23 protein-coding genes and 1 tRNA gene are annotated in these 22,014 nt (G+C 65.9%); 10 read left to right on the plus strand and 14 right to left on the minus strand.

What is annotated here, in order from left to right; genetic code table 11:
* Window positions 1-24 precede the first annotated feature (24 nt).
* The 3 genes from FHT02_RS15820 to rpmI form a co-directional block, all read right to left on the minus strand.
* The gene (locus FHT02_RS15820) at window positions 25-645 is read right to left on the minus strand and encodes a LysE family translocator (protein WP_184089780.1); all 621 of its coding nucleotides are present in this window, start codon (window positions 643-645) and stop codon (window positions 25-27) included.
* A gap of 231 nt (window positions 646-876) precedes the next feature.
* Window positions 877-1,242 (minus strand): 50S ribosomal protein L20, encoded by a 366-nt coding sequence (gene rplT, locus FHT02_RS15825; protein WP_029936734.1) that lies wholly within the window; start codon window positions 1,240-1,242, stop codon window positions 877-879.
* 14 nt (window positions 1,243-1,256) lie between these two features.
* Window positions 1,257-1,460 carry a 50S ribosomal protein L35 gene (gene rpmI, locus FHT02_RS15830; protein WP_184089783.1) on the minus strand — a complete coding sequence of 68 codons (204 nt, stop codon included), beginning with the start codon at window positions 1,458-1,460 and terminating at the stop codon, window positions 1,257-1,259.
* Window positions 1,461-1,615: 155 nt separating this feature from the next.
* Between rpmI and FHT02_RS15835 the strand changes: the two genes are divergently transcribed.
* Window positions 1,616-3,769: an AsmA family protein gene (locus FHT02_RS15835; RefSeq protein ID WP_184089786.1), complete on the plus strand. Its 2,154-nt coding sequence runs from the start codon at window positions 1,616-1,618 to the stop codon at window positions 3,767-3,769.
* 22 nt (window positions 3,770-3,791) lie between these two features.
* On the opposite strand, the gene hisN is transcribed toward FHT02_RS15835, so the two are convergent.
* Complete coding sequence (gene hisN / locus FHT02_RS15840; protein WP_184089789.1) at window positions 3,792-4,577, minus strand: histidinol-phosphatase; 786 nt, start codon at window positions 4,575-4,577, stop codon at window positions 3,792-3,794.
* A gap of 65 nt (window positions 4,578-4,642) precedes the next feature.
* Between hisN and FHT02_RS15845 the strand changes: the two genes are divergently transcribed.
* From FHT02_RS15845 to FHT02_RS15860, 4 genes are all read left to right on the plus strand, one after another.
* The gene (locus tag FHT02_RS15845) at window positions 4,643-5,701 is read left to right on the plus strand and encodes a phospholipase A (RefSeq protein ID WP_246352453.1); all 1,059 of its coding nucleotides are present in this window, start codon (window positions 4,643-4,645) and stop codon (window positions 5,699-5,701) included.
* Between the two features lie 24 nt (window positions 5,702-5,725).
* Window positions 5,726-6,271: a peroxiredoxin gene (locus FHT02_RS15850; protein WP_184089792.1), complete on the plus strand. Its 546-nt coding sequence runs from the start codon at window positions 5,726-5,728 to the stop codon at window positions 6,269-6,271.
* Window positions 6,272-6,407: 136 nt separating this feature from the next.
* The gene (locus FHT02_RS15855) at window positions 6,408-7,424 is read left to right on the plus strand and encodes a GGDEF domain-containing protein (protein WP_246352454.1); all 1,017 of its coding nucleotides are present in this window, start codon (window positions 6,408-6,410) and stop codon (window positions 7,422-7,424) included.
* A 507-nt stretch (window positions 7,425-7,931) separates the two neighbouring features.
* The gene (locus FHT02_RS15860) at window positions 7,932-8,789 is read left to right on the plus strand and encodes an SDR family oxidoreductase (protein ID WP_184089798.1); all 858 of its coding nucleotides are present in this window, start codon (window positions 7,932-7,934) and stop codon (window positions 8,787-8,789) included.
* Between the two features lie 197 nt (window positions 8,790-8,986).
* Here FHT02_RS15860 and FHT02_RS15865 read toward each other — a convergent pair whose 3' ends face one another.
* Window positions 8,987-9,604: a YbhB/YbcL family Raf kinase inhibitor-like protein gene (locus FHT02_RS15865; RefSeq protein ID WP_184089801.1), complete on the minus strand. Its 618-nt coding sequence runs from the start codon at window positions 9,602-9,604 to the stop codon at window positions 8,987-8,989.
* 364 nt (window positions 9,605-9,968) lie between these two features.
* Between FHT02_RS15865 and FHT02_RS15870 the strand changes: the two genes are divergently transcribed.
* Entirely contained in the window at window positions 9,969-11,099 is a 1,131-nt protein-coding gene (locus tag FHT02_RS15870; RefSeq protein WP_184089802.1) for a site-specific DNA-methyltransferase, read from the plus strand.
* 24 nt (window positions 11,100-11,123) lie between these two features.
* Here the strand turns inward: FHT02_RS15870 and FHT02_RS15875 are convergent, their stop codons facing one another.
* From FHT02_RS15875 to FHT02_RS15895, 5 genes are all read right to left on the minus strand, one after another.
* Window positions 11,124-12,005: an aldose 1-epimerase family protein gene (locus FHT02_RS15875; RefSeq protein ID WP_184089805.1), complete on the minus strand. Its 882-nt coding sequence runs from the start codon at window positions 12,003-12,005 to the stop codon at window positions 11,124-11,126.
* Window positions 12,006-12,030: 25 nt separating this feature from the next.
* A tRNA-Arg gene (locus FHT02_RS15880) sits at window positions 12,031-12,107 on the minus strand.
* 45 nt (window positions 12,108-12,152) lie between these two features.
* Window positions 12,153-12,824, minus strand: a complete 672-nt coding sequence (gene nth, locus FHT02_RS15885) for an endonuclease III (RefSeq protein WP_184089808.1) — start codon at window positions 12,822-12,824, stop codon at window positions 12,153-12,155.
* On the minus strand, window positions 12,821-13,549 hold the full coding sequence (gene dapB / locus FHT02_RS15890; protein ID WP_184089811.1) for a 4-hydroxy-tetrahydrodipicolinate reductase: 729 nt from the start codon (window positions 13,547-13,549) through the stop codon (window positions 12,821-12,823). The genes nth and dapB overlap by 4 nt, the downstream gene beginning before the upstream one ends.
* Before the next feature lie 39 nt (window positions 13,550-13,588).
* A complete protein-coding gene (locus FHT02_RS15895) occupies window positions 13,589-13,927 on the minus strand; it encodes a hypothetical protein (protein WP_184089814.1) in 339 nt (112 codons plus the stop codon).
* Window positions 13,928-14,019: 92 nt separating this feature from the next.
* On the opposite strand from FHT02_RS15895, the gene FHT02_RS15900 reads away from it, so the two are divergent.
* The gene (locus tag FHT02_RS15900) at window positions 14,020-14,721 is read left to right on the plus strand and encodes an NAD-dependent deacylase (RefSeq protein ID WP_184089816.1); all 702 of its coding nucleotides are present in this window, start codon (window positions 14,020-14,022) and stop codon (window positions 14,719-14,721) included.
* Window positions 14,722-14,725: 4 nt separating this feature from the next.
* Here the strand turns inward: FHT02_RS15900 and era are convergent, their stop codons facing one another.
* The 3 genes from era to lepB form a co-directional block, all read right to left on the minus strand.
* The gene (gene era, locus FHT02_RS15905; RefSeq protein WP_184089819.1) at window positions 14,726-15,634 is read right to left on the minus strand and encodes a GTPase Era; all 909 of its coding nucleotides are present in this window, start codon (window positions 15,632-15,634) and stop codon (window positions 14,726-14,728) included.
* Window positions 15,635-15,817: 183 nt separating this feature from the next.
* On the minus strand, window positions 15,818-16,489 hold the full coding sequence (rnc, locus tag FHT02_RS15910; RefSeq protein WP_425506447.1) for a ribonuclease III: 672 nt from the start codon (window positions 16,487-16,489) through the stop codon (window positions 15,818-15,820).
* Window positions 16,486-17,331, minus strand: a complete 846-nt coding sequence (lepB, locus tag FHT02_RS15915; RefSeq protein WP_184089822.1) for a signal peptidase I — start codon at window positions 17,329-17,331, stop codon at window positions 16,486-16,488. The genes rnc and lepB overlap by 4 nt, the downstream gene beginning before the upstream one ends.
* 112 nt (window positions 17,332-17,443) lie before the next feature.
* On the opposite strand from lepB, the gene pgi reads away from it, so the two are divergent.
* From pgi to gorA, 3 genes are all read left to right on the plus strand, one after another.
* Window positions 17,444-18,937 (plus strand): glucose-6-phosphate isomerase, encoded by a 1,494-nt coding sequence (pgi, locus tag FHT02_RS15920; RefSeq protein ID WP_184089825.1) that lies wholly within the window; start codon window positions 17,444-17,446, stop codon window positions 18,935-18,937.
* Window positions 18,934-19,236 (plus strand): alkylphosphonate utilization protein, encoded by a 303-nt coding sequence (locus FHT02_RS15925; protein WP_184089828.1) that lies wholly within the window; start codon window positions 18,934-18,936, stop codon window positions 19,234-19,236. The genes pgi and FHT02_RS15925 overlap by 4 nt, the downstream gene beginning before the upstream one ends.
* A gap of 69 nt (window positions 19,237-19,305) precedes the next feature.
* The gene (gorA, locus tag FHT02_RS15930) at window positions 19,306-20,652 is read left to right on the plus strand and encodes a glutathione-disulfide reductase (RefSeq protein ID WP_184089831.1); all 1,347 of its coding nucleotides are present in this window, start codon (window positions 19,306-19,308) and stop codon (window positions 20,650-20,652) included.
* A gap of 25 nt (window positions 20,653-20,677) precedes the next feature.
* On the opposite strand, the gene FHT02_RS15935 is transcribed toward gorA, so the two are convergent.
* Window positions 20,678-21,946, minus strand: coding sequence for a dicarboxylate/amino acid:cation symporter (locus FHT02_RS15935; protein WP_184089834.1), 1,269 nt, complete (start codon window positions 21,944-21,946; stop codon window positions 20,678-20,680).
* Between the last annotated feature and the right edge of the window lie 68 nt (window positions 21,947-22,014).

A 22,014-nucleotide genomic window follows, 5' to 3' on the forward strand; every position in this document is an offset into this window, starting at 1 on the left:
CCCAGTCGCGGCGTCGCGTCAACCCTATACCCGGCTTGCCAGCAGCACACCGCCAAAGCCGATGAACATGGCACCGGTCGCGCGGTTGAACCTGCGCTGGCGATGCGCGGGTGCAAGCCAGCGCGCCAGCGAGCGCCCGCCAAGCGCGTAGGTGACGTACCAGCCGCCCTCGATCACCGCAAAGCTGATCACCAGGATGGCCAACTGGACCCAGAAGGGGCGGTTCACCTCAAGGAACTGCGGGAACAACGCGGCGGCAAAGATGATCAGCTTGGGATTCGACAATCCGGTGCCGAGCGCGGCGGCGTAGAGCGCGCCGGCACGGGGACGCGTATGCGGATCGGCGTCCGCCGGGGCGCTCACCGGTGCCCGCCACGCCTTGATGCCCAACCACAAAAGATAAGCGGCCCCGGCATAGCGCAGCACGTCGAACACCCGCGGCGACGCCTTCAGCAACGCGCCCAGACCCATGGCGGAGGCGAGCAGGCACAGCAATACCGCGCTCATCAGCCCGGCCATGGAGAACATCGCCCGGCGCGGCCCGTGGTGGATGCTCTGCACCATGACGTGGAGCATGTTGGGGCCGGGGGTGCCGGCGATCAGGAACACGGCCGTAACGTAGAGCCACCAGGTGTGGAGTGCCATTCGCGCTACCTTCGTTCCAACTCAGATCAACCATTCGCCTCACCCTCCCCGGCCGGCCAGGGGGAGGTGGCAGGCGGAGCGTGACGAAGGGCAAGTAAGCGACCAACCTGCCTCGGGGATTCCGCTCCCTCCGTCGCCTCCCCCTGGCGGGGGAGGATTGCCCATCCCGAACCAAAAGGGCGCCGGTGTTGCCACCGACGCCCCTTTATTCGCTACCTGCTACAGATCGCTTCAGGCGGCCTGGGGCAGTGCCGCCTTCGCCTGCGCGACGATGGCGCTAAACGCTTCACCTTCGTGCATTGCGATGTCGGCCAGGACCTTCCGGTCGAGTTCGATGCCGGCGAGCTTGAGCCCGTGCATGAACTGCGAATAGGTCAGGCCTTCGGCGCGGACGCCGGCGTTGATGCGCTGGATCCAGAGACCACGGAACGTCCGCTTCTTAACCTTGCGGTCGCGATACGCGTACTGGCCGGCCTTTTCGACGGCCTGCCGCGCGATGCGGATGGTGTTCTTGCGACGGCCACGATAGCCCTTCGCCTGTTCCAGGATGTTCTTGTGCTTGGCGCGGGTGGTAACACCCCGTTTTACGCGTGCCATGTGTCAGGCCTCCCTTACTTCAGGCCGTACGGCGCCCACGCGACAACGCGCGCGACGTCAGCATCGGCCAGCACGGAAGTGCCGCGATTGGTACGGATATACTTCGCGTTGTGCGAAATCAGTCGGTGGCGCTTGCCGGCGACTCCATGCTTCACCTTGCCAGTGGCGGTGAACTTGAAGCGCTTCTTTACGCCGCTCTTCGTCTTGAGCTTGGGCATTTTCGTCTCCTTTTGGTTCGACGATTGCAGACAGCCACGGCAGCCCTTGATAGCCGGGCGGTCCCTCGATCGCGGAAAGGCGGGCGCATAACCGAGCGTGCGCCGCAATGCAACCAGTGTCGGAACTCACCTGCGTTACGGGATTTACGCCCTGAATGGCTGACGTCGATCCATCCTTGAGCGCGGACCCTGCTGCCCCGGCCCCGGTTGCGGCGTCGGGACGGTCGCGCCGGGCGATGGGCACGCCCCTGGCGTCGGTCCTTTCGGTGCTGGCAACGGTACTCGGCCTGCTGGTGCTCGCCTGGACGATCCTGTTCGTCAGCAAGGGCCGCTTTCTCAAGCACACGTTTGAACGCATCGCATCGGCGCAGAGCGGGCGCGAGGTGAAGGTCGCGGGCGACTTCCAGCTCTATTTCGCGCCGATCAACGTCAAGTTCCTGGCCCAGCGAATCACGGTGTCCAATCCTGCCTGGGCGGGCAGCGGCAACTTCTTGTCGGCAGCGCTAGTCGACAGTCGCATTTCGACCTGGAGTCTGGTCACTCACAAATACCGGTTCAACTGGCTAAGCCTGCAGGACGGCCGCTTCGACCTGCAATGGGACAAGGCCGGGCGGCGCAACACCTGGACGTTCAAATCGGGCAAGGAAGGCGGCGATCCGTTCGAGCTGCCGGCGATCCGGCGCGGCATCGTCCAGGGTACGCAGTTGCGCTATCTCGATCCCCGGATGCGGATCGAAGCCGCGATCCGCGTCCACACAGTGGAAGCCCGCGACACGCGCGTGGACAACAGCATCCGCTTTGACGGCAACGGCACCGCGCACGGCACTCGCTTCACCATGTCGGGATCGCTGCTGTCGCCCAACGAAACGGTGGCTGGCGGCGAGAACAAGCTTCAGCTTCATGCCGAGGCGGTACGCACCAGCGTCGCCATCTCCGGCACCCTGCCGGGCGCCACGGAAATCGAAGGCGCCGACCTGCGCATGCGCATGCGCGGGCGCAACCTTGCCGACATCTTCCTGATGTTCGGCATCGCCGTGCCGGACACGCGCCGCTACGGCATGACCTCTGCGCTGACCAAGCGCGGCGACGAGTGGCGCTTCACCGGCATGCGCGGCCGCTTTGGCGACAGCGACCTTCGCGGGCGCTTTACCGTCAAGATGACCGAGCCGCGTTTGCTGCTGACCGCGGACCTCGCCACGCGCACGCTCGACATCATCGATGCCGCGCCGTTCATCGGCTACAATCCCGACCTGATCGAGGCGAAGGGCGGTTCGGGCACCATCCAGCAGGTCGGCGGCGCCCCGCGCATCCTGCCCGACGCGCCGCTGCGTATCGAAGCGCTCAAGAATTTCGACGCTCGGGTGAAGTGGAACGTGGCCCGCGTCCGTGCGAACAAGCTGCCAATGTCGAACATCGAGCTGGGCCTCAGCCTCGACAACCGGCTGCTGAAGCTGAGCCCGCTGAATTTCAGCCTGGCGCGCGGGACCGTCCATTCGGACATCACCATCAACGCGCGGCGCGAGCCGGTCTTTACCAACTATGACATCCGCCTGTCGCCGACGCCGATGGGCGTGCTGCTCGCCGGATTTGGCGTCGAGGAAGCGGGCACCAGCGGCACCGTCAAGGCGCGGGTGAAGATGACCGGCACCGGCAACAGCGTGCGCGATTCGCTGGCCAATTCGAACGGCCGTATCGCGATCATCCTGCCCAAGGGCAGCTTCTGGACGCGCAACATCCAGCTGTCCGAAATCGACGTCGGCACGTTCGTGCAGAAGATGTTCGAGAAGAAGCTGAAGGAGCCGGTGCAGATCAATTGCGGGCTGCTGGGCTTCACCGTGCGCAACGGCGTGGCGGCGGCCGATCCGATCCTAATCGACACCAGCAAGAACGTGATGCTGGGGCGCGGCGGCTTTTCGTTCAAGAACGAGACGCTGGATCTCGCCTTCCGCGCCGACAGCAAGAAGTTCAGCCTGTTCGCAGGCCAGTCTCCCGTCGGGATCGGCGGCTATTTCTCGCAACCTTCGATCAACGTGATCACGCCCGAATTGCTGGCGCGGGCGGGCGTGGGCCTGGGCCTGGCCGTCGTTGCCAGCCCAGTCGCAGCGGTGGTGGCGTTTGTGGATCCAGGCGACGCCAAGGGCGCGGCCTGCGGTCCGGTACTCGCGGGCGCCACCGCGCGGGCGCAGCGCGACAAGGATGGCCGCCCCCGCGACGATGTAGGCAAGGGGACCACGGCAAAGTCGGAGGACGGCAAGCGCAGCAAAAGCGAGCGCAAGGAACAGCGCAAGAAGTTCCTCGGCATCTTCTGAGCCGAGGACAGGCTGGCGGCGATCAGTGCCCGCCGCGGCAGGCGAGCGCTTCCAATATCTCTTCCACCCGCGCCGGATCGCCTGCCGCGATCACTTCGCCGTTGCTGCCGGCATGCAGCGGGTCGCCCTGCCAGTCGCACATACGGCCTCCGGCACCTTCCACCACCGGCACCAGCGCGGCGAAATCGTGGAGCTTGAGCCCGGCTTCGACCACCACGTCCATCCAGCCGCTGGCGACGCAACCATAGGCATAGCAGTCACCGCCGAGCACCGTGCTCATCACTTCGGCGTCGAGATGCTCGAAGGCGTGGAGCTGGTCGTCGGTGAATAGCGCGGGCGAGGTGGTGCCGAGGATCGCCTGGTTCAGCTCGCGGCAGCGGCGCGTGGTCGCCGGCTTGCCGTTGAACAGAGTCGGGCGGCCCATGACTCCGAGCCAGCGTTCGCCGATGATCGGCTGGTCGATGATTCCGAGCAGCGGCCAGCCGTCTTCGATCAAGGCGATCAAGGTGCCAAACGTTGCGCGGCCGGAGATGAAGGCACGGGTGCCGTCGATGGGATCCAGCACCCATTGCCGCGCGCTGGTGCCTTCGCGGACGCCGAATTCCTCGCCGATGATGCCATCCATGGGCCGTTCAGCGATGATAAGTTTGCGCATCGCCTCTTCAGCCTCGCGATCGGCGAGGGTGACGGGGGACTGATCCTCCTTGGCCTCCAGGCCATGTTCGGCGCGGAAACGGGGGCGGATCGCCGCGCCGGCCGCATCGGCGAGGCGGTTGGCGAGGGCGATGTCGGTTTGAGTCACGGGCATGTCCCTGCCCTAGCCAGCCGATTTTGACTCGCCAAGGTCACAAAGCGCTGCCAGTCCTTGCGGCGATGCGCCCGATGCTTGTCCTTGCCGGCCTGATTGCCACAACCCCTGCCCTTGCCCAGGTGCGTGCCGTGCCGGCGCAGCCCGAGTCCGAGCAGGCGGCACTGCGCGGGGTGGAAGTGTTCCTCCTCAACGAGACCGCCACACCGGTCAGCGACGCCGGCCCGCGCCAGCTGGAAGTCACCGCGGCGGACGGGAGCCGCCTGGTGCTCGAGCGCGCGCCCGGGCCCACCCGCACGATCGCCCCGAGAGCCTTTGCCAAGGTGCGCTATATCCCGGTGAGCGTCGCGTCGGTGGTCGTCCCGCCATCGGGCCAACATCCCGCTGCGACACTGCCGGACGGCGAGACGGTGGTGCAGAGCTCGACCGGTTCTTCGTCGGCGTTCGCCGATCGGTTCGAGCCGCACGAGCCGGTTTATGGCGCGTTCGGCTTTGGCGATTCGGGGGCCAAGCTTCAGCTCAGCCTGGGCTTCCGCCCCTTTGCCGAGGATGCGCCGGCCAAGCTGGGCAATCTGCGCTTCGCTTATACCCAGACGATGTTCTGGGCGATCGAGGAGCCGTCGGGGCCCTTCCGCTCCACCATCTACAGCCCCGAAGTCTATGCCGACAGCGCGCTGGACGACACAACGCGCGTGGCGATCGGCTGGCGGCACGATTCGAACGGGCGCGGCGATCCGGACTCGGTGGACCTCAACCGCATCTTCGCGCGGGTGGAGAAGCAGTTCGACCTGGGCGGCGACTGGCGGCTGGATGTGGCGCCAATGGCGTGGTTCTATGTCGGCCCGCAGCGCGCCGCGCAGGATGTGCCGGATTATTATGGCTACACCTCGCTGAGTGCGTCGATCCAGCAAAAGGACGGTTTCAAGCTGTCGCTGACCGGGCGCGGCAATGTCGAAACCGGCAAGGCCTCGGCCGAGCTGTTCGCGTCCTATCCGCTGGCCCGGCTGGGCGGCGGGATCGGCTTCTACCTGTTCGGCCAGGCCTTTGCCGGGCATGCAGAAACGCTGGACGACTATCGCCGCAGCGATACGCATGCCAGGATCGGCATCGCACTGACTCGATAAGATCGGCCCAAGGAGACTCTATTTATGCGCACGCGCCTGCTGCTCGCCGCTCTTCTGCTCCCCTTGTCCGTGCCGATCGAGGCCGCGCTCGCACCCGGCGCGACCGCGCCCGATTTCAGCGCCAATGGCGCGGTTGCCGGCAAACCGACCAGCATCCATCTGGCGGCTGCGCTGAAGAAGGGCCCTGTGGTGCTGTATTTCTTCCCCGCCGCCTATACCGGAGGGTGCAATGCCGAAGCGCACGCCTTTGCCGAGGCGCTGCCCGACTTCACCAAGGCGGGTGCGACGGTGATCGGCATGACCGCGGGCAATGTCGACCAGTTGCAGAAATTCTCCGCCGAACATTGCGCGGGCAAGTTCGCGGTGGCGGCGGCGAGCCCGCAGGTGATTCGCGGCTATGACGTACTGCTCAAGAAGCCCGGCGGCAGCGGATCCGCCCTCACGACGCGCACCAGCTATGTCATCGCCCCCAATGGGCGCATCCTGTTCGCGCATAACGACATGAACCCGGCCGGCCATGTGCGGCTGACGCTGGAGGCGGTCCGCAAGTTTCGCCAGCAGCGCCGCTGATTGCCTGCAACAACCCGCAGGCGGCCGCTCACCAGATTTTAGCGATTGCAGGCTATCACGCCAAGCAAGAGAGATATGCGGTCGGGACCGCAAAGAAGCCGGTATACGGTAGGGGTTTCGAACTATGGCCAGAGCGATGGCCGTGCAAAGGACCGAGGAAGCGGAGACCGCCAGCCTGTTTGACCGCATAGGAGCATTCCTGTGCGATCACCGGCTGGACGCCACGCCCCACAACTACGCCTTCGCTTATTATCTGATCAGCGAGCCCAAGAGCCCGGTGGCACGTGCCGTGGAGGCACTCACCGATGGCGGAGTGCGACTGACCCAGCCCGAAGTGGATGCGATGAACCTGGAGGTTCAAGCGCTCGGCAAGCCCGGAGCGGCAAAGAAGGTGGACGGGCTGGTCGCGCAGACTCAGATGCAGGTTGAAGGATTCGCCGACATGGTGATCGCGATGCGTGCAGAGACGGCTGATTTCGGCCGCGACCTGGCCGAAAGCGCGGCGGCGATGTCCCGATCCACGGATCGCGACGCGGGCAGCATCGCGGCGGCCCAACTCGCGCAAATCACCGCCACCATGATCGCGCGCGTTCGCACGGCCGAGGCCCGGCTGGAAACCGTTACCCGCGAAGCCAGCGAACTGCGCGAAAAGCTGGAAGAAGCGCGTGACAATGCCCGCCGCGATCCACTGACCGACCTTCCTAACCGCCGGGCGTTCGAAGAAGCCTATGCCGCGCAGGCGGCGGCCGGCGCTACGCTGTGCGTCGCAGTGTGCGACGTCGACCATTTCAAGTCGGTCAATGACCGGTTCGGCCATGCCGTGGGCGATCGCGTGCTCAAGGCGATCGGCGAGGCGTTGTGCCAGAGCTGCCCGCAGCATCTGGTGGCGCGCTATGGCGGCGAGGAGTTCGCGATCCTGTTCACCGGCGTGGGCGTGAAAGACGCGCGCAAGCTGATGGAAGCGGCGCTCGTGATGGTTTCGACCAAGCGGTATCGGCTTCGCGAGAGCGACGCCCCGCTTGGCGCGATCACTTTTTCGGCGGGGCTGACGCATGCCGACAATGACGAACTGCTCGGCACCGCCTTTCATCGCGCCGACCGGCTATTGTACGCGGCGAAATCAGCGGGCCGGAACCGGCTGTTCATGGGCTGAGCGCAATGACCGCTCCGGTCGCGCGATAAAGTGGTGCAAATCACCAAGTCTCAGCGCGATTAACGCCAATGTTAAAGCTGGCTGAAACACGATCATCGCGACTTCAATGACTTAGCCGGTTGGCACGCTCCCTGCAAAGTATGTGGCATCGGCAGCCGAATGGTTCGGATAGCCGAAGACCCAGGGAGTTTCACCATGACCGCACGCCTCGACTCGCTCCATCGCCCGGTTGCCGCTTTCGGCGCCCTCTTCTTCTCCGTCGCGCTGGTGGTCTTCTCGACCCCCGTCATTCCGATCGCCTGATCAGATCAAGGGAGACATCGCCATGCTGCGCAGCCTGATGATCGGCGCCGTATCGTTCGGCCTTACCGCCGTGACCATCCTAGCCACCGCCACCCAAGGTGCGCCCTTGCTGAGCTGACCCCTGCTTCACCACGCAGGTTACTCTGCGGAACCACGGGCGTTCCGCGCCGGTTCTCTCGAGCAAACCCCTTCAGGAGTGAGCCGATGCGTGAGACCGAGACGATCGAGATGATCCACGAGGATGCGCTGCCTGGACATGAGAGCGCCCTCGAACCCAAGCCGGAGTGGGAACCGCGCTATCCCGGCTCAGGCCGGCTTCAGGACAAGGTTGCCATCGTCACCGGCGCCGATAGCGGCATCGGCCGCGCAGTCGCGGCGCTTTATGCCCGCGAAGGCGCGCATGTCGCTATTCTGTATCTGTGCGAGCATGACGACGCGCGGATGACCGCCGACATCGTCCGCGGCGAGGGCCGCGAGGCGCTGACCATCGCCGGCGACGTCGGCGACAAGGGTTTCTGCGAAGGCGCGGTGGCGCAGGTGATCGAGAAGTTCGGGCGCATCGACGTGCTTGTAAACAATGCCGGCGAGCAGCACCCCGACAAGGACATCACCGACATCACCGAAGCGCAGCTCAAGCGCACCTTTCAGACCAACATCTTCGGGCAGTTCTTCATGGTGCAGGCCGCGATGCCGCATCTGAAGGAAGGCGCGGCGATCGTGAACTGCACGTCGGTCACCATGTATCAGGGCGAGCCCGAATTGCTCGACTATAGCTCGACCAAGGGCGCGATCACTGCCTTTACCCGCAGCTTGTCGATGAACCTGGTCAAGAAAGGCATCCGCGTGAACGCCGTCGCGCCCGGGCCGATCTGGACGCCGCTTAACCCGATGGGCGGGGCGAGCCCGGACAAGCTGGAGAATTTCGGCGAGGACGTGCCGATGGGCCGTCCCGGGCAGCCCAACGAAGTGGCGCCGGCCTTTCTGTTCCTGGGGTGCGAGGATTCGAGCTACATGTCGGGCCAGGTGCTGCATCCCAATGGCGGGACGGTGGTGAACGGGTGAGCTTTGGCGCGGGCTCAAGCTGCCCGCGTGCTCGAGAAACCTTCACCTGCTTGCGTTGCGGCAATCCTCCCCCGCAAGGGGGAGGTGGCATGCGCAGCATGACGCAGGGGGAGGAGACCAGCCACAAGTGAGCCGCTTACCTCCCCCTCCGTCGCTTTCAGCGCCACCTCCCCCTGGCGGGGGAGGAATCACCAGCCTCACGCCGGCGCCGCTGCTCCGACAAGACCGGTCGGCGCCGCTTCGCCGCGCGAATACGTGCCGGTGAGCAGGCCGGCGGCGAGCACGCGTCCAGCCATCGCTTCGATCATCGCGCCGCGACCCGGGTTGGTCGCCAGATCGGGACCCGGCCCGAGCGCGAACAACTGGAAAGCGTAGTAATGCGGCCCATGCCCGGTGGGCGGATCGGGTGGCAGCCAGCCTTCGCCGAGATAGCTGTTGCGGCCGACATCGCTGCCGCGAATGCTACCCTCGCCATCGGCGCGGATAGCGCCTTCCTTCAACTGACCCTCATGCGGGGGCAGGTTCCAGACGACGGCATGCACCAGCGGCTGCGGCGCGGGCGCATCGGGGTCCTCGACCAGCAGCGCCAGCCGCTCGGTGCCTTCGGGCACCCCGGTCCAGAACAGCGGCGGCGAAATGCCTTCGCCATCGGCGGTGAACCGCTCGGGTATGCGCGCGCCGTTGGCGAACGCCGTGCTCGCAAGATCGAGCGATTCGAAGCTTCCGAGTTCGGGATGGGCGATCGCCAGTTTTTCCGGGCCGGCGCGCAGGTTCTTCAATGCGCTGCCGAGCCAATGGGGAACGTGTTCGAGCATGGCTTCCTCCAGGATCCACACCCTCAACCGATTCGGCGCGTGATTCGGTCCATAAGCGTACGAAATGTGGATAAGCATGTGGGCAAAGCCAGGAAAAGCGTGTCGACCATTCCGTGGACCATGCGGCCCGGCCGGTCCTTCGTGATCGCCCCGCTGCCTGTGGATAACTCCTGCGGGTGAGTCTTTTGAGTCACACCACCAGCGCTTGTGCCTGTGGATAACTTCTTGACTCAACATCTGACCAAGTGCCGAAATGTTCCAACATCTGCCGGTGCGTGCAGGCTTTCAGGTTAACCAAAGTTTGGTTGACGGCGGAGTCCGTGCCCGATCACAACGCGCGACTGGGCAAGGGGAGCGGGACGACATGGGGGTTTTGGAGAAGGTCAGGACGCGGAGCCGTGCGGCTGCTCCCGCGGCGCCGGCGGAGCTTCCGCTCGACCAGATCCTGATGGGGGATTGCATCGCGGCGATGCGCTCGCTGCCGGCCAAGTCGGTCGACTGCATCTTTGCCGATCCGCCCTATAATCTGCAGCTGGGCGGCGACTTGAATCGCCCTGATGGCAGCCATGTCGACGCGGTCACCGACCATTGGGACAAGTTCGACAGCCTGGCGGTGTATGACCGGTTCACGCGCGAATGGCTGGCCGAGGCGCGGCGCATCCTGAAGGATGACGGCACGATCTGGGTGATCGGCAGCTATCACAACATCTTCAAGGTGGGATCGGCGATCCAGGATCTGGGCTTTTGGATCCTGAACGACATCATCTGGCGCAAGGCCAATCCGATGCCCAATTTCAAGGGCACGCGCTTCACCAACGCGCATGAAACGCTGATCTGGGCGTCGAGTGGCGAGAAGGCGAAATACACCTTCAACTATCGCAGCATGAAGACGCTGAACGACGAGCTGCAGATGCGATCCGATTGGGAATTCCCGATCTGCGGCGGGCAGGAGCGGCTGAAGAAGGATGGGCACAAGGTCCATCCCACCCAGAAGCCCGAGGCGCTGCTGTACCGCATCCTGCTGGCGTCGACCAAGCCCGGCGACGTGGTGCTCGATCCGTTCTTCGGCACCGGCACCACCGGTGCTGTCGCCAAGCGGCTGGGGCGGCACTGGATCGGCATCGAGCGCGAGCTGGACTATGTCGACGCGGCGATGGAGCGGATCGCCGCAGCGCTGCCGCTCGACGAATCGCAGCTGAAGACGATGCAGGCGCCCAAGGCCGCGCCGCGGGTCGCGTTCGGCCAGCTGGTGGAGAATGGCTATCTGATGCCGGGCGCGGTGCTGACCGATGCCAAGCGCAAGCATGTCGCGGTGGTGGGTGCGGACGGGTCGCTCCGCTGCGGTGACAACGCAGGGTCGATCCACAAGCTGGGCGCGGCGCTGCAAGGCGCGCCGTCGTGCAATGGCTGGACCTATTGGCATCATGAGGTCGACGGCAAGCTGAAGCCGATCGACACGCTGCGTCAGACCTATTTGCTGGCGACGCAGCCTTAAGGGCTGGCGAAGCGCTGGCGGAACTCAGTCCGCCAGCGTCACTTGCATACTGAAGGTGCGCGCGTCGCCGGGTTCGAAGCGCAGCATGCCGGGCTTGTCCCAGATCTCGCCGGCGAAGCCCTGTGGGTCGGCGATGCCATGCCAGGGTTCGACGCAGACGAAGCGCGCGCCGGGCTTGGTCCAGATGCCGAGCCTGGGCATGCCGGCAAAGCCGATCTCCAGCCCCGGGCCGCTGCCGCCGTCATAGCGCAGGCGGTTGCTGGCGAGCGTGTCCCACACCAGCGCGTCGTGCGTGAATCGATCGTCGCTGAGCGGTAAGGCGCGACCCTCGAGCGGCGACGGCAACGGCTCCGGGCCGGTCAGCCCCCCGGACATGATCGCGACCAGGCCAGCAGGCTCGGGCCGGTCGAACAGGATGCGGTGCGACTCGCGCGGACGCCCGAACGGCAGCGGCCAGGCGAATGCCGGGTGGAAGCCGAAGCTTGCCGGCATCGGCCGCTCGCCGCGGTTGGTGACGGTGACGTCGATCGCCAGCGTGGCATCGCTCAGCGTATAGGCCGCGTCGAGGGCGAAGCGGAACGGATAGACCCCGCGGGTGGCGTCGTTGTCTGTCAGGCGGAACACGACGCGGTGCGGTTCCTGCTCGAGCAGCGCGAAAGGCTGACGCCGCGCAAAGCCGTGCTGCGGCAGGGCATAATCGCGCCCGTCCAACCGGTAGCGGTCGCCGGCGAGCCGCCCGACGATCGGAAACAGCAGCGGCGCATGCCCGGTCCAGAACGCCGGATCGGCATCGGTCATCAATTCGCGGCCCTGCGCGTCTTGCAGATGGGTAAGCTCCGCCCCGAACGGGTTGAGCGTGGCGCGGAGCCGGTCGGAGGCAATCTCGATCATCGCTGGACCGGCCATGACAACTCCGTGCCGCGAAGAGAGCTGGCGCACCCGACAAGATTCGAACTTGTGGCCTCTGCCTTCGGAGGGCAGCGCTCTATCCAGCTGAGCTACGGGTGCGTGGCCATGGCGACTAGCAAAGCCCGGCGCGGGACGCCAGCCGCTTTATGCGGCTTGCTTGCTCCGGACTTTGCGCGCTTCGGGCGGCGGCGTCTTTGGCTTGAAGGGGCAGAGATCGGCGACGGGGCAGCGCCAGCATTCGGGGGTGCGCGCCTTGCAGGTGTAGCGACCGTGCAGGATCAGCCAATGATGCGCGTGCAGGCGGAAGGGCTCGGGCACCGCTTTCTCGAGTTTCAGCTCGACCGCTAGGGGGGTCTTGCCGGGCGCAAGACGGGTGCGATTGCAGACGCGGAAAATGTGGGTGTCCACGGCGAAGGTCTCGCGCCCGAAGGCGCAGTTGAGCACCACGTTCGCGGTCTTGCGGCCGACGCCGGGCAGCGCTTCCAACAATGCGCGATCGGCGGGGATCTCGCTGCCATGCTGCTCGATCAGCGCGCGGCTGAGCGCCAGAACGTTTCTGGCCTTGGTGTTGTAGAAGTTGATCGTCTTGAGGTGCTCCTTGAGCGCATCCTCGCCCAGCGCCAGCATCTTTTCGGGCGTATCGGCCTGTGCGAACAACCGCCGGGTGGCCTTGTTGACGCCGGCATCGGTCATCTGCGCCGACAACACCACCGCCACCAGCAAGGTGAAGGCGTTGACATATTCCAGCTCGGTTTCGGGGTGCGGATTATCCTCCGCCAGCCGGGCGAAGAACTGGACGACGTCCGCTTTCTTCACACGCCGAGAACCTGGTCCATCGTGTAGCGGCCCGGAGCACGGCCGGCGAGCCATAGGGCCGCGCGAACCGCACCGCGCGCGAAGATCGCGCGGTCGTCGGCGCGATGCGTGAATTCGATGCGCTCACCGGCGGTGGCGAAGATCACGCTGTGATCGCCGACCACCGAACCGCCCCGCAGCGCCGCCATCCCGATGGTGCCCGCGGCGCGTGGGCCAGTAAGCCCGGCACGGCCCTGCACGCCGGCTTCGCTCAGCGTCGTGCCGATGCCTTGCGCTGCGGCTTCGCCGAGCATCAGCGCGGTACCCGAAGGGGCGTCCGCCTTGTTGCGGTGATGCATTTCGACGATCTCGATGTCCCAATCGGCACCAAGGCGCGCGGCGGCTTCGCGTACGAGGTGCGAGAGCAGGCCAATGCCTAGCGACGTATTGCCGGTCTGAAGCACGGCGATGTCGCGCGCGGCTTCGTCGATCATGGCGTGATGGCGCGCGCCGAGCCCTGTGGTGCCGATCATGATCGGCGTGCCGGCTGCGCGGGCCGCCGCCAGATGCGCCTCCAGCGCGGCGGGCGCGGAGAAGTCGACCAGCGTGTCGGACTTGCGGGCAAGCTCGTTGGGATCACCGCTCATGTCGCAACCGCCGGCCACCGGTGCGCCGAGCTCGGGCGCGATCTCCGCGATCGCCAATCCCATGCGTCCCATGCTGCCGAAGATGCCGATGCTCGTCATGGCCGCGCTTTTGCACCAGCAGGCGCGCGAACGACAGGGTTATTCGTCGTCCTTCCTATTGCCGAGCGGGATCTTGAGGGAGAACATCATGCCTGGCGCGCTGGCACCCGGAAAGGTGCGCTGCACCGCCTGGACGTCCGCCTTGCCAACACCGGCAATGTTGAACTCGGGACGCAGCGGCTTTTCACGATAGCGCCCATCCTCCACCAGCCGCGCGCGGAAGCGGTCTGGATCGGCGTTGCCGCACACCACCACATCCTCGCCGGGCTTGGGCTGGCAGCTGCGTTTCGGAAGGACCGGCGGGATTGCCTCGTCTCCCCCGGGAAAGACGGACAGGCGGTCTTGGACGGCGAGCGAGAGCAGCGCGGCGATCAGCATGGCCCGTCTTTCCCTAAGGTTCAAAGGCGAAGCTGCGGGGCAAATGCGGCGGCGACGTGGCGGGGGCGATCGGTCATGGTTATATGCGCGGTATGCGCGACCTTCAAAATATCGTGATCCTCACCGGCGCCGGCGTGTCTGCTGAGAGCGGGGTTGCGACCTTTCGCGGCCCCGGCGGGCTGTGGGAGGGGCATCGGGTGGAGGATGTCTGCACGCCCGAGGCGCTGTTGCGGCAGCCTGAGCTGGTGCACCGCTTCTACGACGAGCGCCGCGCCGGAGTGAGCGGTGTGCAGCCCAACCCGGCGCATCAGGCGCTTGCCCGGCTTGATACTGAATGGCCCGGCGCGCTGATGCTGGTCACGCAGAATGTCGATGATCTGCACGAGCGTGCCGGATCGACGCGCATGCTCCACATGCACGGTGAGCTGATGTCCGCACTGTGTGCGTCGTGCGGAACGCGGACACGATGGGAGGCAGCACTTCCGCCCGGGACATCCTGCACGAGCTGCCATGCGCCGGCACTGCGGCCCGACATCGTGTTCTTCGGGGAAATGCCGTACCACATGGACGCGATCGAGGCCGCGCTGGCGAACGCCGATCTATTCGTGTCGATCGGCACGTCGGGCGCGGTCTATCCCGCCGCCGGGTTCGTCCGCACTGCCAAGCATCACGGCGCGCAAACCCTGGAACTCAATCTCGACCCGTCTGACGGCAGCATCTGGTTCGACGAGAGCCGGATGGGCCCGGCCGGCACGCTGGTGCCGGCCTGGGTCGCCGAAGTGCTGGGCGGCTGAGCGGTTACTCGACCCAGTCGAGGCCTATCTCACGGTACAGCGAGCGGTCGTTCTCCCAGCCCGGCTTTACCTTGACGTGCAGATACAGGTGAACGGGCACGCCCATCACCCGCGACAGCTCGGCGCGCGCGCGGGCGCCGATTTCCTTGATCCGGGTGCCGCCCTTGCCCAGCACGATCGCGCGCTGGGTGTCGCGCTCGACGAGGATCTGCTGGTGGATCTCGACCGAGCCGTCCTCGCGCTCGCTATACTTCTCCGTCTCGATCGCCGACGCATAGGGAAGCTCGGCATGGAGCTGGAGGTAGAGCTGCTCGCGCGTCACTTCGGCAGCAAGCATGCGGTCGGTAGCGTCGGAGACCTGGTCCTCGGGGAAGTGCCACGGTGCCTCCGGCATGCGCGCGGCGAGCGCCGCCTTCATTTCGGGCACCCCGTCGCCGGTCTGTGCCGACACGAAGAAGGTTTCCTCGAACGCGAACGACTCGTTCAGCTTGGCGGCATGCCCGAGCAGGCGCGGCTTGTCGGCGATGTCGACCTTGTTGAGGATCAGGATCTTGGGCTCGGGCCGGTTCGCCAGGTTCTCGACGATCGTCTGAACCTTTGAACCGATGCCGCCCTTCGCGTCGACCACCAGCGCGATGACATCCGCGTCCTTGGCACCGTCCCATGCGGCGGCGACCATCGCCCGGTCGAGCCGCCGCTCGGGGGTAAAGATGCCGGGCGTGTCGACCAGCAGCAGCTGAGTCTCCCCCTGGATCGCCAGCCCCATCAGCCGGGTGCGCGTGGTCTGCGCCTTGGGGGAGACAATCGCGACCTTTTGGCCGACCAGGGCGTTGACCAGGGTGGACTTGCCGGCGTTGGGCGCCCCGACGATCGCGACCAGCCCACAATGTTGTTTTGCAGTTTCGAGAGACATGGCCTGCCTCCTACTCTGTTAGCCCCGAGCTTGTCGAAGGGCCGTTCTTCTTTTTTGCCGAGGCGGCGATGCAGTTCCAGTCACGACGGATCAGCGTGATCTTCAAGCTCGGGGCGAACGGCGCCGGGGGACGCTGCCTGCGGCACCACCTTTCCATCTGGATGGAAAGATGGTGCCCGCGCATCAGCCTCCCAGCTGCTGCAACAGCGCCTCGGCCGCCGCAGTCTCCGCCTCCTGCTTGGACGTGCCCTCACCCGTGGCCTCGGCCAGCTTGCCGACCGCGACCTTCACCTTGAAGCGCGGGCTGTGGTTCGGACCCGAGCGGTCGACAACCTCATATTCGGGCGCACGGCGGTTGTGGGCCGCAGCCCATTCCTGGAGTGCGGACTTGGGGTGCTTCGGCGCCTTGGTGTGCACGTCGACACGGTCGTCCCACGCCTTGCGGACGAACGCGCGCGCCGCCTCGAAGCCGTGTTCCAGATAATAAGCGCCGATCAGCGCCTCGATGACGTCGCCCAGCACATTGTCGCTGTCGGCTGCGCCATCCTCGCGTGCCTGCTTGCCCAGGCGGAGATACGGTACGACGCCCAGTTCGCGCGCGACCTCGGCACAGACCGGGCCGGTGACCAGTGCGTTCAAACGCCGCGACAGCGCACCTTCGGGTTCTTGCGGGAAGCGCTCGAACAGCCATTCGGCGATGGTCAGGCCGAGCACGCGGTCGCCCAGGAACTCCAGCCGCTCGTAATTTTCAGCGGCCTGGCTGCCATGGGTCAGCGCGCGCTCATAGGCGGCGAGCGCGCCCGGCTTGCGGCCGAAAATCTTGCCCAGCCAGTCGCCCAGTGGCTGCGCGCTCAGAAGCCTTCTCCGATCCGGCTCCAGCGCGCGGCGGTGAACCAGGTCCAGGGGAGCAGCCAATTGGCGCTGCCGTCGGTCGACCAGAAGTTGACGATCGCCTTGCCTTCGACATTTTCCAGCGGCACGAACTCGATGCCGCCCTCTTCATGACTGAAGCGGCTGTCCATCGAATTGTCGCGGTTGTCGCCCATCATGAAGGCATGGCCTGCGGGAACGGTGTAAACGCCGGTATTATCCTTGGGCAACATGCCTTGGTCGAGCACGTCATATTGCTTGCCGTTCGGCAACGTCTCGCGGAAGCGCGGGATCGAGCAGATCGGATTGCCCTTTGCATCGACCTGCTCGAACTGCGGCTGGCACCGTTGGAAGTTCGGCGTGATCGGCAAGACGAAATTGGCGACGGCCTGCTTGGGAACCGGCTTGCCGTTCAGCACCAGCTGGCCGTTCTGCATCTGCACGGTGTCGCCCGGCAGGCCGATGACGCGCTTGATCCAATCGGTGTCGTTACCCGGCGGCGCCTTAAATACCACCACGTCGCCGCGCGCCGGCGTGCCCGGAAGGATCCTGCCCGGGATCAGCGGGAGGCTCCACGGCAGCGAATGCTTGGAATAGCCGTAGTTCCATTTGGTGATGAACAGATAGTCGCCGATCAGCAGCCGGGGCAGCATCGATTCGGAGGGAATCGAGAAGGGCGAGAAAATGAAGCTGCGCACCACGAACACGATCAGCGCCAGCTTCACCAGGAAGGTGGCGAGATCGCGCCATTCCGACTTGGGCGGCGCCGGCTTTGCGGCAGCGCGCGCGGGCTGGTCGGTGGGTTCGGCGGAAGGCGCGTTTTCCATGGATGTGCTCTGCTTGGGCTGAAGGGTGGCGTCAAGCCGATGAATACGGGTGGTCGCGACCGTTTCGGGCGCGTAGGGGCGTGGGCCAGATGCTGCCTTACAGGAGATGAACATGGCATTGCCCGACTGGTCGCCCATCCGGAACCTTCCGCGCCAGACCTTGGCGCAGCTGTTCGAGGGTGATTCGAGCCGTGTCGCGACCCTGTCAGCGGATGTTGCCGGCATCCATTTCGACTGGTCCAAAACCCACCTGACGCCGCAGGCCGTGCAGGCGTTCACCACGCTGGCCGAGCAGATGGGGCTGGCCACCAAGCGTGACGCACTGTTCGCTGGCGAAGCGATCAACGTGACCGAAGGCCGCGCAGTCGAACACACCGCACAGCGCGGCGAAGGCGCGCCCGAGAGCGTGGCGCTGGCCAAGGGCTTCCACGCCCGGATGCGCGCGCTGATCGACGCGATCGAAGCCGATGCGCTCGGCCCGGTACGCCACATCGTCCATATCGGCATCGGCGGATCGGCACTGGGTCCCGACCTGCTGGTCGACGCGCTCGGCCGCGAGGCCGACCGGTACGACGTGGCCGTGGTTTCCAATGTCGATGGTGTCGCGCTGGAGGAGGCGGTCAAGGGCTTCGACCCCGCTGCCACGATCGTTGCAGTCGCGTCGAAGACCTTCACCACCACCGAGACGATGCTCAATGCCGAGAGCGCGCTCGCCTGGCTTGCCGAGGGCGGCGTCGAGGATCCCTATGGCAAGGTGATCGCGCTGACCGCCGCGCCGGAGAAGGCGATCGCATGGGGCGTGGACGAAACGCGGGTTCTGCCCTTCTCCGAGTCCGTCGGCGGGCGGTACTCGCTCTGGTCGTCGATCGGCTTTCCGGCCGCGCTGGCGCTCGGCTGGACCGCGTTCGAGGAGATGCTGGAAGGTGCAGCCGAGATGGACCGCCACTTCCGCCTGACTCCGCTGGCGGAGAACGCTCCCGTCCTCGCCGCCTTTGCCGACCTGTATTATACCCAGGCGCTCGGCTGCGAAACGCGCGCGACCTTCGCTTATGACGAGCGGCTGCGGCTGCTGCCCTCTTATCTTCAGCAGCTGGAGATGGAGTCGAACGGCAAGCGCGTGACCGCCGACGGCCAGCCAGTCGATTGGCCGACTGCGCCGATCACCTGGGGCGGCGTCGGCACCGATGCGCAGCACGCGGTGTTCCAGCTGCTCCACCAGGGCACGCGCCTGGTGCCGCTGGAGTTCGTCGGCGTGATCGAGGCAGGCGACGTGCTGCCCGAGGCGCATCATCGCCAGCTGCTGCTCAACATGTTCGCGCAAGGCGCGGCGCTGATGGCTGGCCGCGATGCCGAGGACAAGGCGCGCGCCTATCCGGGCAACCGCCCTTCTTCGACGCTGCTGCTTGACGACCTCGATCCGCGCACCCTGGGCGCGCTGCTCGCCTTCTACGAACAGCGCACCTTCGTGAATGCCGTCCTGCTGGGCATCAATGCGTTCGACCAGTTCGGCGTCGAACTCGGCAAGGAAATGGCCAAGGCTGCGGACCAGGGCGGCAGCTTCGACGCGTCCACCACCGATCTGATGCGCCGGGCGTTCGGCGAATGAAGGACGACGAGTACGTGTATGACGAGGCGAGCGGGGAATGGGTCCCCGCCGCCGAGGCTGCCGTAAACGCGGCGGCGAGCGATGCTGTGGAGGTACGCGATTCGGTCGGCAACCTGCTCCAGGACGGTGATCAGGTCACGCTCATCAAGGATCTGACCGTCAAGGGCGCGGGCCAGACGCTCAAGCGCGGCACGCTGATCAAGTCGATCCGGCTGACCGGCGACGCGCAGGAGATCGACTGCAAATATGAGGGCATCAAGGGCCTGGTGCTGCGCGCGGAGTTCGTCCGCAAGCGCTGAACCCGGCTCGCATTCACCGTCGCCCGCCACCATATCGACGCTTTACGACCAGCAGGATCCGGAACCGCCATGCCCGACTTTGACTATGACCTGTTCGTCATCGGCGCAGGGTCGGGCGGCGTGCGCGCCTCGCGCGTGTCGGCGGCGCATGGCGCGCGGGTGGCGGTGGCCGAGGAATACCGGGTCGGCGGCACCTGCGTCATTCGCGGCTGTGTGCCCAAGAAGCTGCTGATCTTCGGAGCGCATTTCGCCGAGGATCTGAAGGACGCGCGCCGCTTCGGCTGGGACGTCCCCGACTGCCATTTCGACTGGGCGACGTTGCGCGACAATGTGCTCGCCGATGTCGACCGGCTGAACGGACTGTACACCCAGACGCTGCACAACAACCAGGTGGAGGTTTTCCAAGAGCGCGCGACGGTCAGCGGACCGAACGAAGTGACGCTCGCCAGCGGGCGCAAGGTATCGGCCAAGCACATCCTGATCGCCACCGGTGCGCACCCGTTGGTGCCTGCATTTCCGGGCAGCGAGTTGGGCATCACGTCGAACGAGGTGTTCCATATCGACAAGCTGCCAAAGCGCGTGCTGATCGCGGGCGGCGGGTACATCGCCAACGAATTCGCCGGCATCTTCAACGAACTGGGTAGCCATGTGACGCTGGTGAACCGCACCGACGTGATCCTGCGCGGCTATGATCACTCGATCCGGGACCGGCTGCTCCAGATCTCGATTACCAAGGGGATCGACTTCCGCTTCCATTCGGAATTCCGCAAGATCGAGCAGACCGAAGGCGGGGCGCTGCGTGTTGAGCTGAGCAAGTTCGAGCCGATCGAAGTCGATTGCGTGCTGTTCGCCACCGGGCGCGTGCCGAACACCAAGGGGCTGGGGCTGGAGGACGTCGGGGTGGAAATCGACGACATGGGCGCGATCAAGGTCGACGACGAGAACCGCTCCTCGGTCGACAGCATCTTCGCGGTGGGCGACGTCACCAACCGCGTGCAGCTGACACCCGTAGCGATCCGCGAGGGCCAGGCGTTTGCCGACACGATCTTTGGCAACAAGCCGCACAAGGTGGATTACAGCTGCATCCCCAACGCGGTGTTCAGCCATCCGCCAATGGCGGGCGTCGGCATGACGGAGAGCGAGGCCAAGAACAAGCTGGGCTCGATCGCGGTGTACCAGTCCGACTTCCGCGCAATGAAGAACGTGCTGGCCGACCGGAACGAGCGCGCGCTGTACAAGATGGTGTGCGAAGGCACGACCGGGCGCGTGGTGGGCCTGCACATGATCGGACCCGACGCGCCGGAGATCCTCCAGGCCGCGGCGGTGGCGGTGAAGGCCGGGCTGACCAAGGACGCGTTCGACCAGACCGTCGCGCTGCACCCCACGATGGCCGAGGAGCTGGTGCTGCTTAAATAGCGGCACCAGCCGGGCGAGCTGCCCTTTATCGCTGGTGGGCGAGCAGTTCGTCTTGGTTATCGCGGGGCACAGCACCGGCCCGGCGCGACAGCCAGATACTGGTCGCGAGATCCCAAGTGACGTTGCCGACGGTGCGCATGATGTCGGGCAGCGTTTCAACCGCGACCAGCAGCCCCAAGGGCGTGATCGGCGCGCCAATGGTCGCGGCCACAGGGGAAATCGCACTGACATAGCTCACGGTGCCGGGCAGGCTGACCGACCCGAGCGACGTGAGCGTCGCGACCACCGCGCCCACGGCGAGCGTGGTGGGATGCAACGGCACGCCGAACCAAGTGGCGACATAGATCGCCACTGCAAAGTTCATCGCCGGGCCGGTAGCGCGGAAGATTGCGACGGCAAGCGGCATGGTGACGCCCGACACGGCCACTGGCACGCCGACGCCGCTCGCGCCTTCGATCATCACGGGCAGCGTTGCCAATGACGACTGGGTGCTGATCGCCACCGCCTGGCTGGGTAAAGCCGCGCGGACATAGCGGCCCAGGCCGATGCGGCCGCCGATCACGGCCGCGGGATAGGCGAGCAGCGTGATGACCAGCCCGACGCTTGAGACGATCAGGATGTAGTGGAGCAGCGCGCCGAACGCGCCAGTGCCCGCCTTCGCGCCGACCACCAGCGCGAGCGCAAACACGCCCACCGGGCCGATCCACAGCACCCAATCGATCACCACCAGCATGACGTCACGCACGGCGACGAAGAAGCTGGTCAGCAGCGTGCGCGCCTCCTGCCCCACCCGGGTGATCGCAAAGGCGAAGATCAGCGCGAAGATGATCAGCGACAGGAACGCGTTCTCCGCCGCGGCCTTGACGATGTTGGCGGGGATCACCGCTGCTAGGAATTCGCCGAGCGGCGGCACGGAGCCGATCTTCTCAGCGCCGGCCAGCGCGGCGCGCAGGCTGGCGGCCGATCCCTGCGGCAGCGGCGCGATCTGGAGGAACAGCGGAGTGAGCAGCGCCGCAGCGACGGCCGAGAGGAAGAGCAGCACGACGTAGAGCGCGATCGCCCGGCCGGCCAGCCGCCCGGCCTGCGCCGCTTCCGCCGTCGCGGTGACGCCGGTGATCAGCAGCGCGACGACCAGCGGCACGATCGTCATCTGCAAGCCATTCAGCCAAGCCTGTCCGACCGGCTGCGCCCAGGCGGCGGCGGCGAGCGCTCCTTGCGGCGAATAGGCCGCCAACATGGCGCCGATCGCCAATCCGGCCAGCAACGAAAGAAGAATGCGGGTGGGTTGCGACATGCTCGCCCTTTGAGGTTTTCGCCGCTATCACGACGGGCAGAGATTTCGACAAGGGCGTGAGAACGCGA

Source organism: Sphingomonas xinjiangensis, from assembly GCF_014199255.1.
GTDB lineage: Bacteria > Pseudomonadota > Alphaproteobacteria > Sphingomonadales > Sphingomonadaceae > Sphingomonas > Sphingomonas xinjiangensis.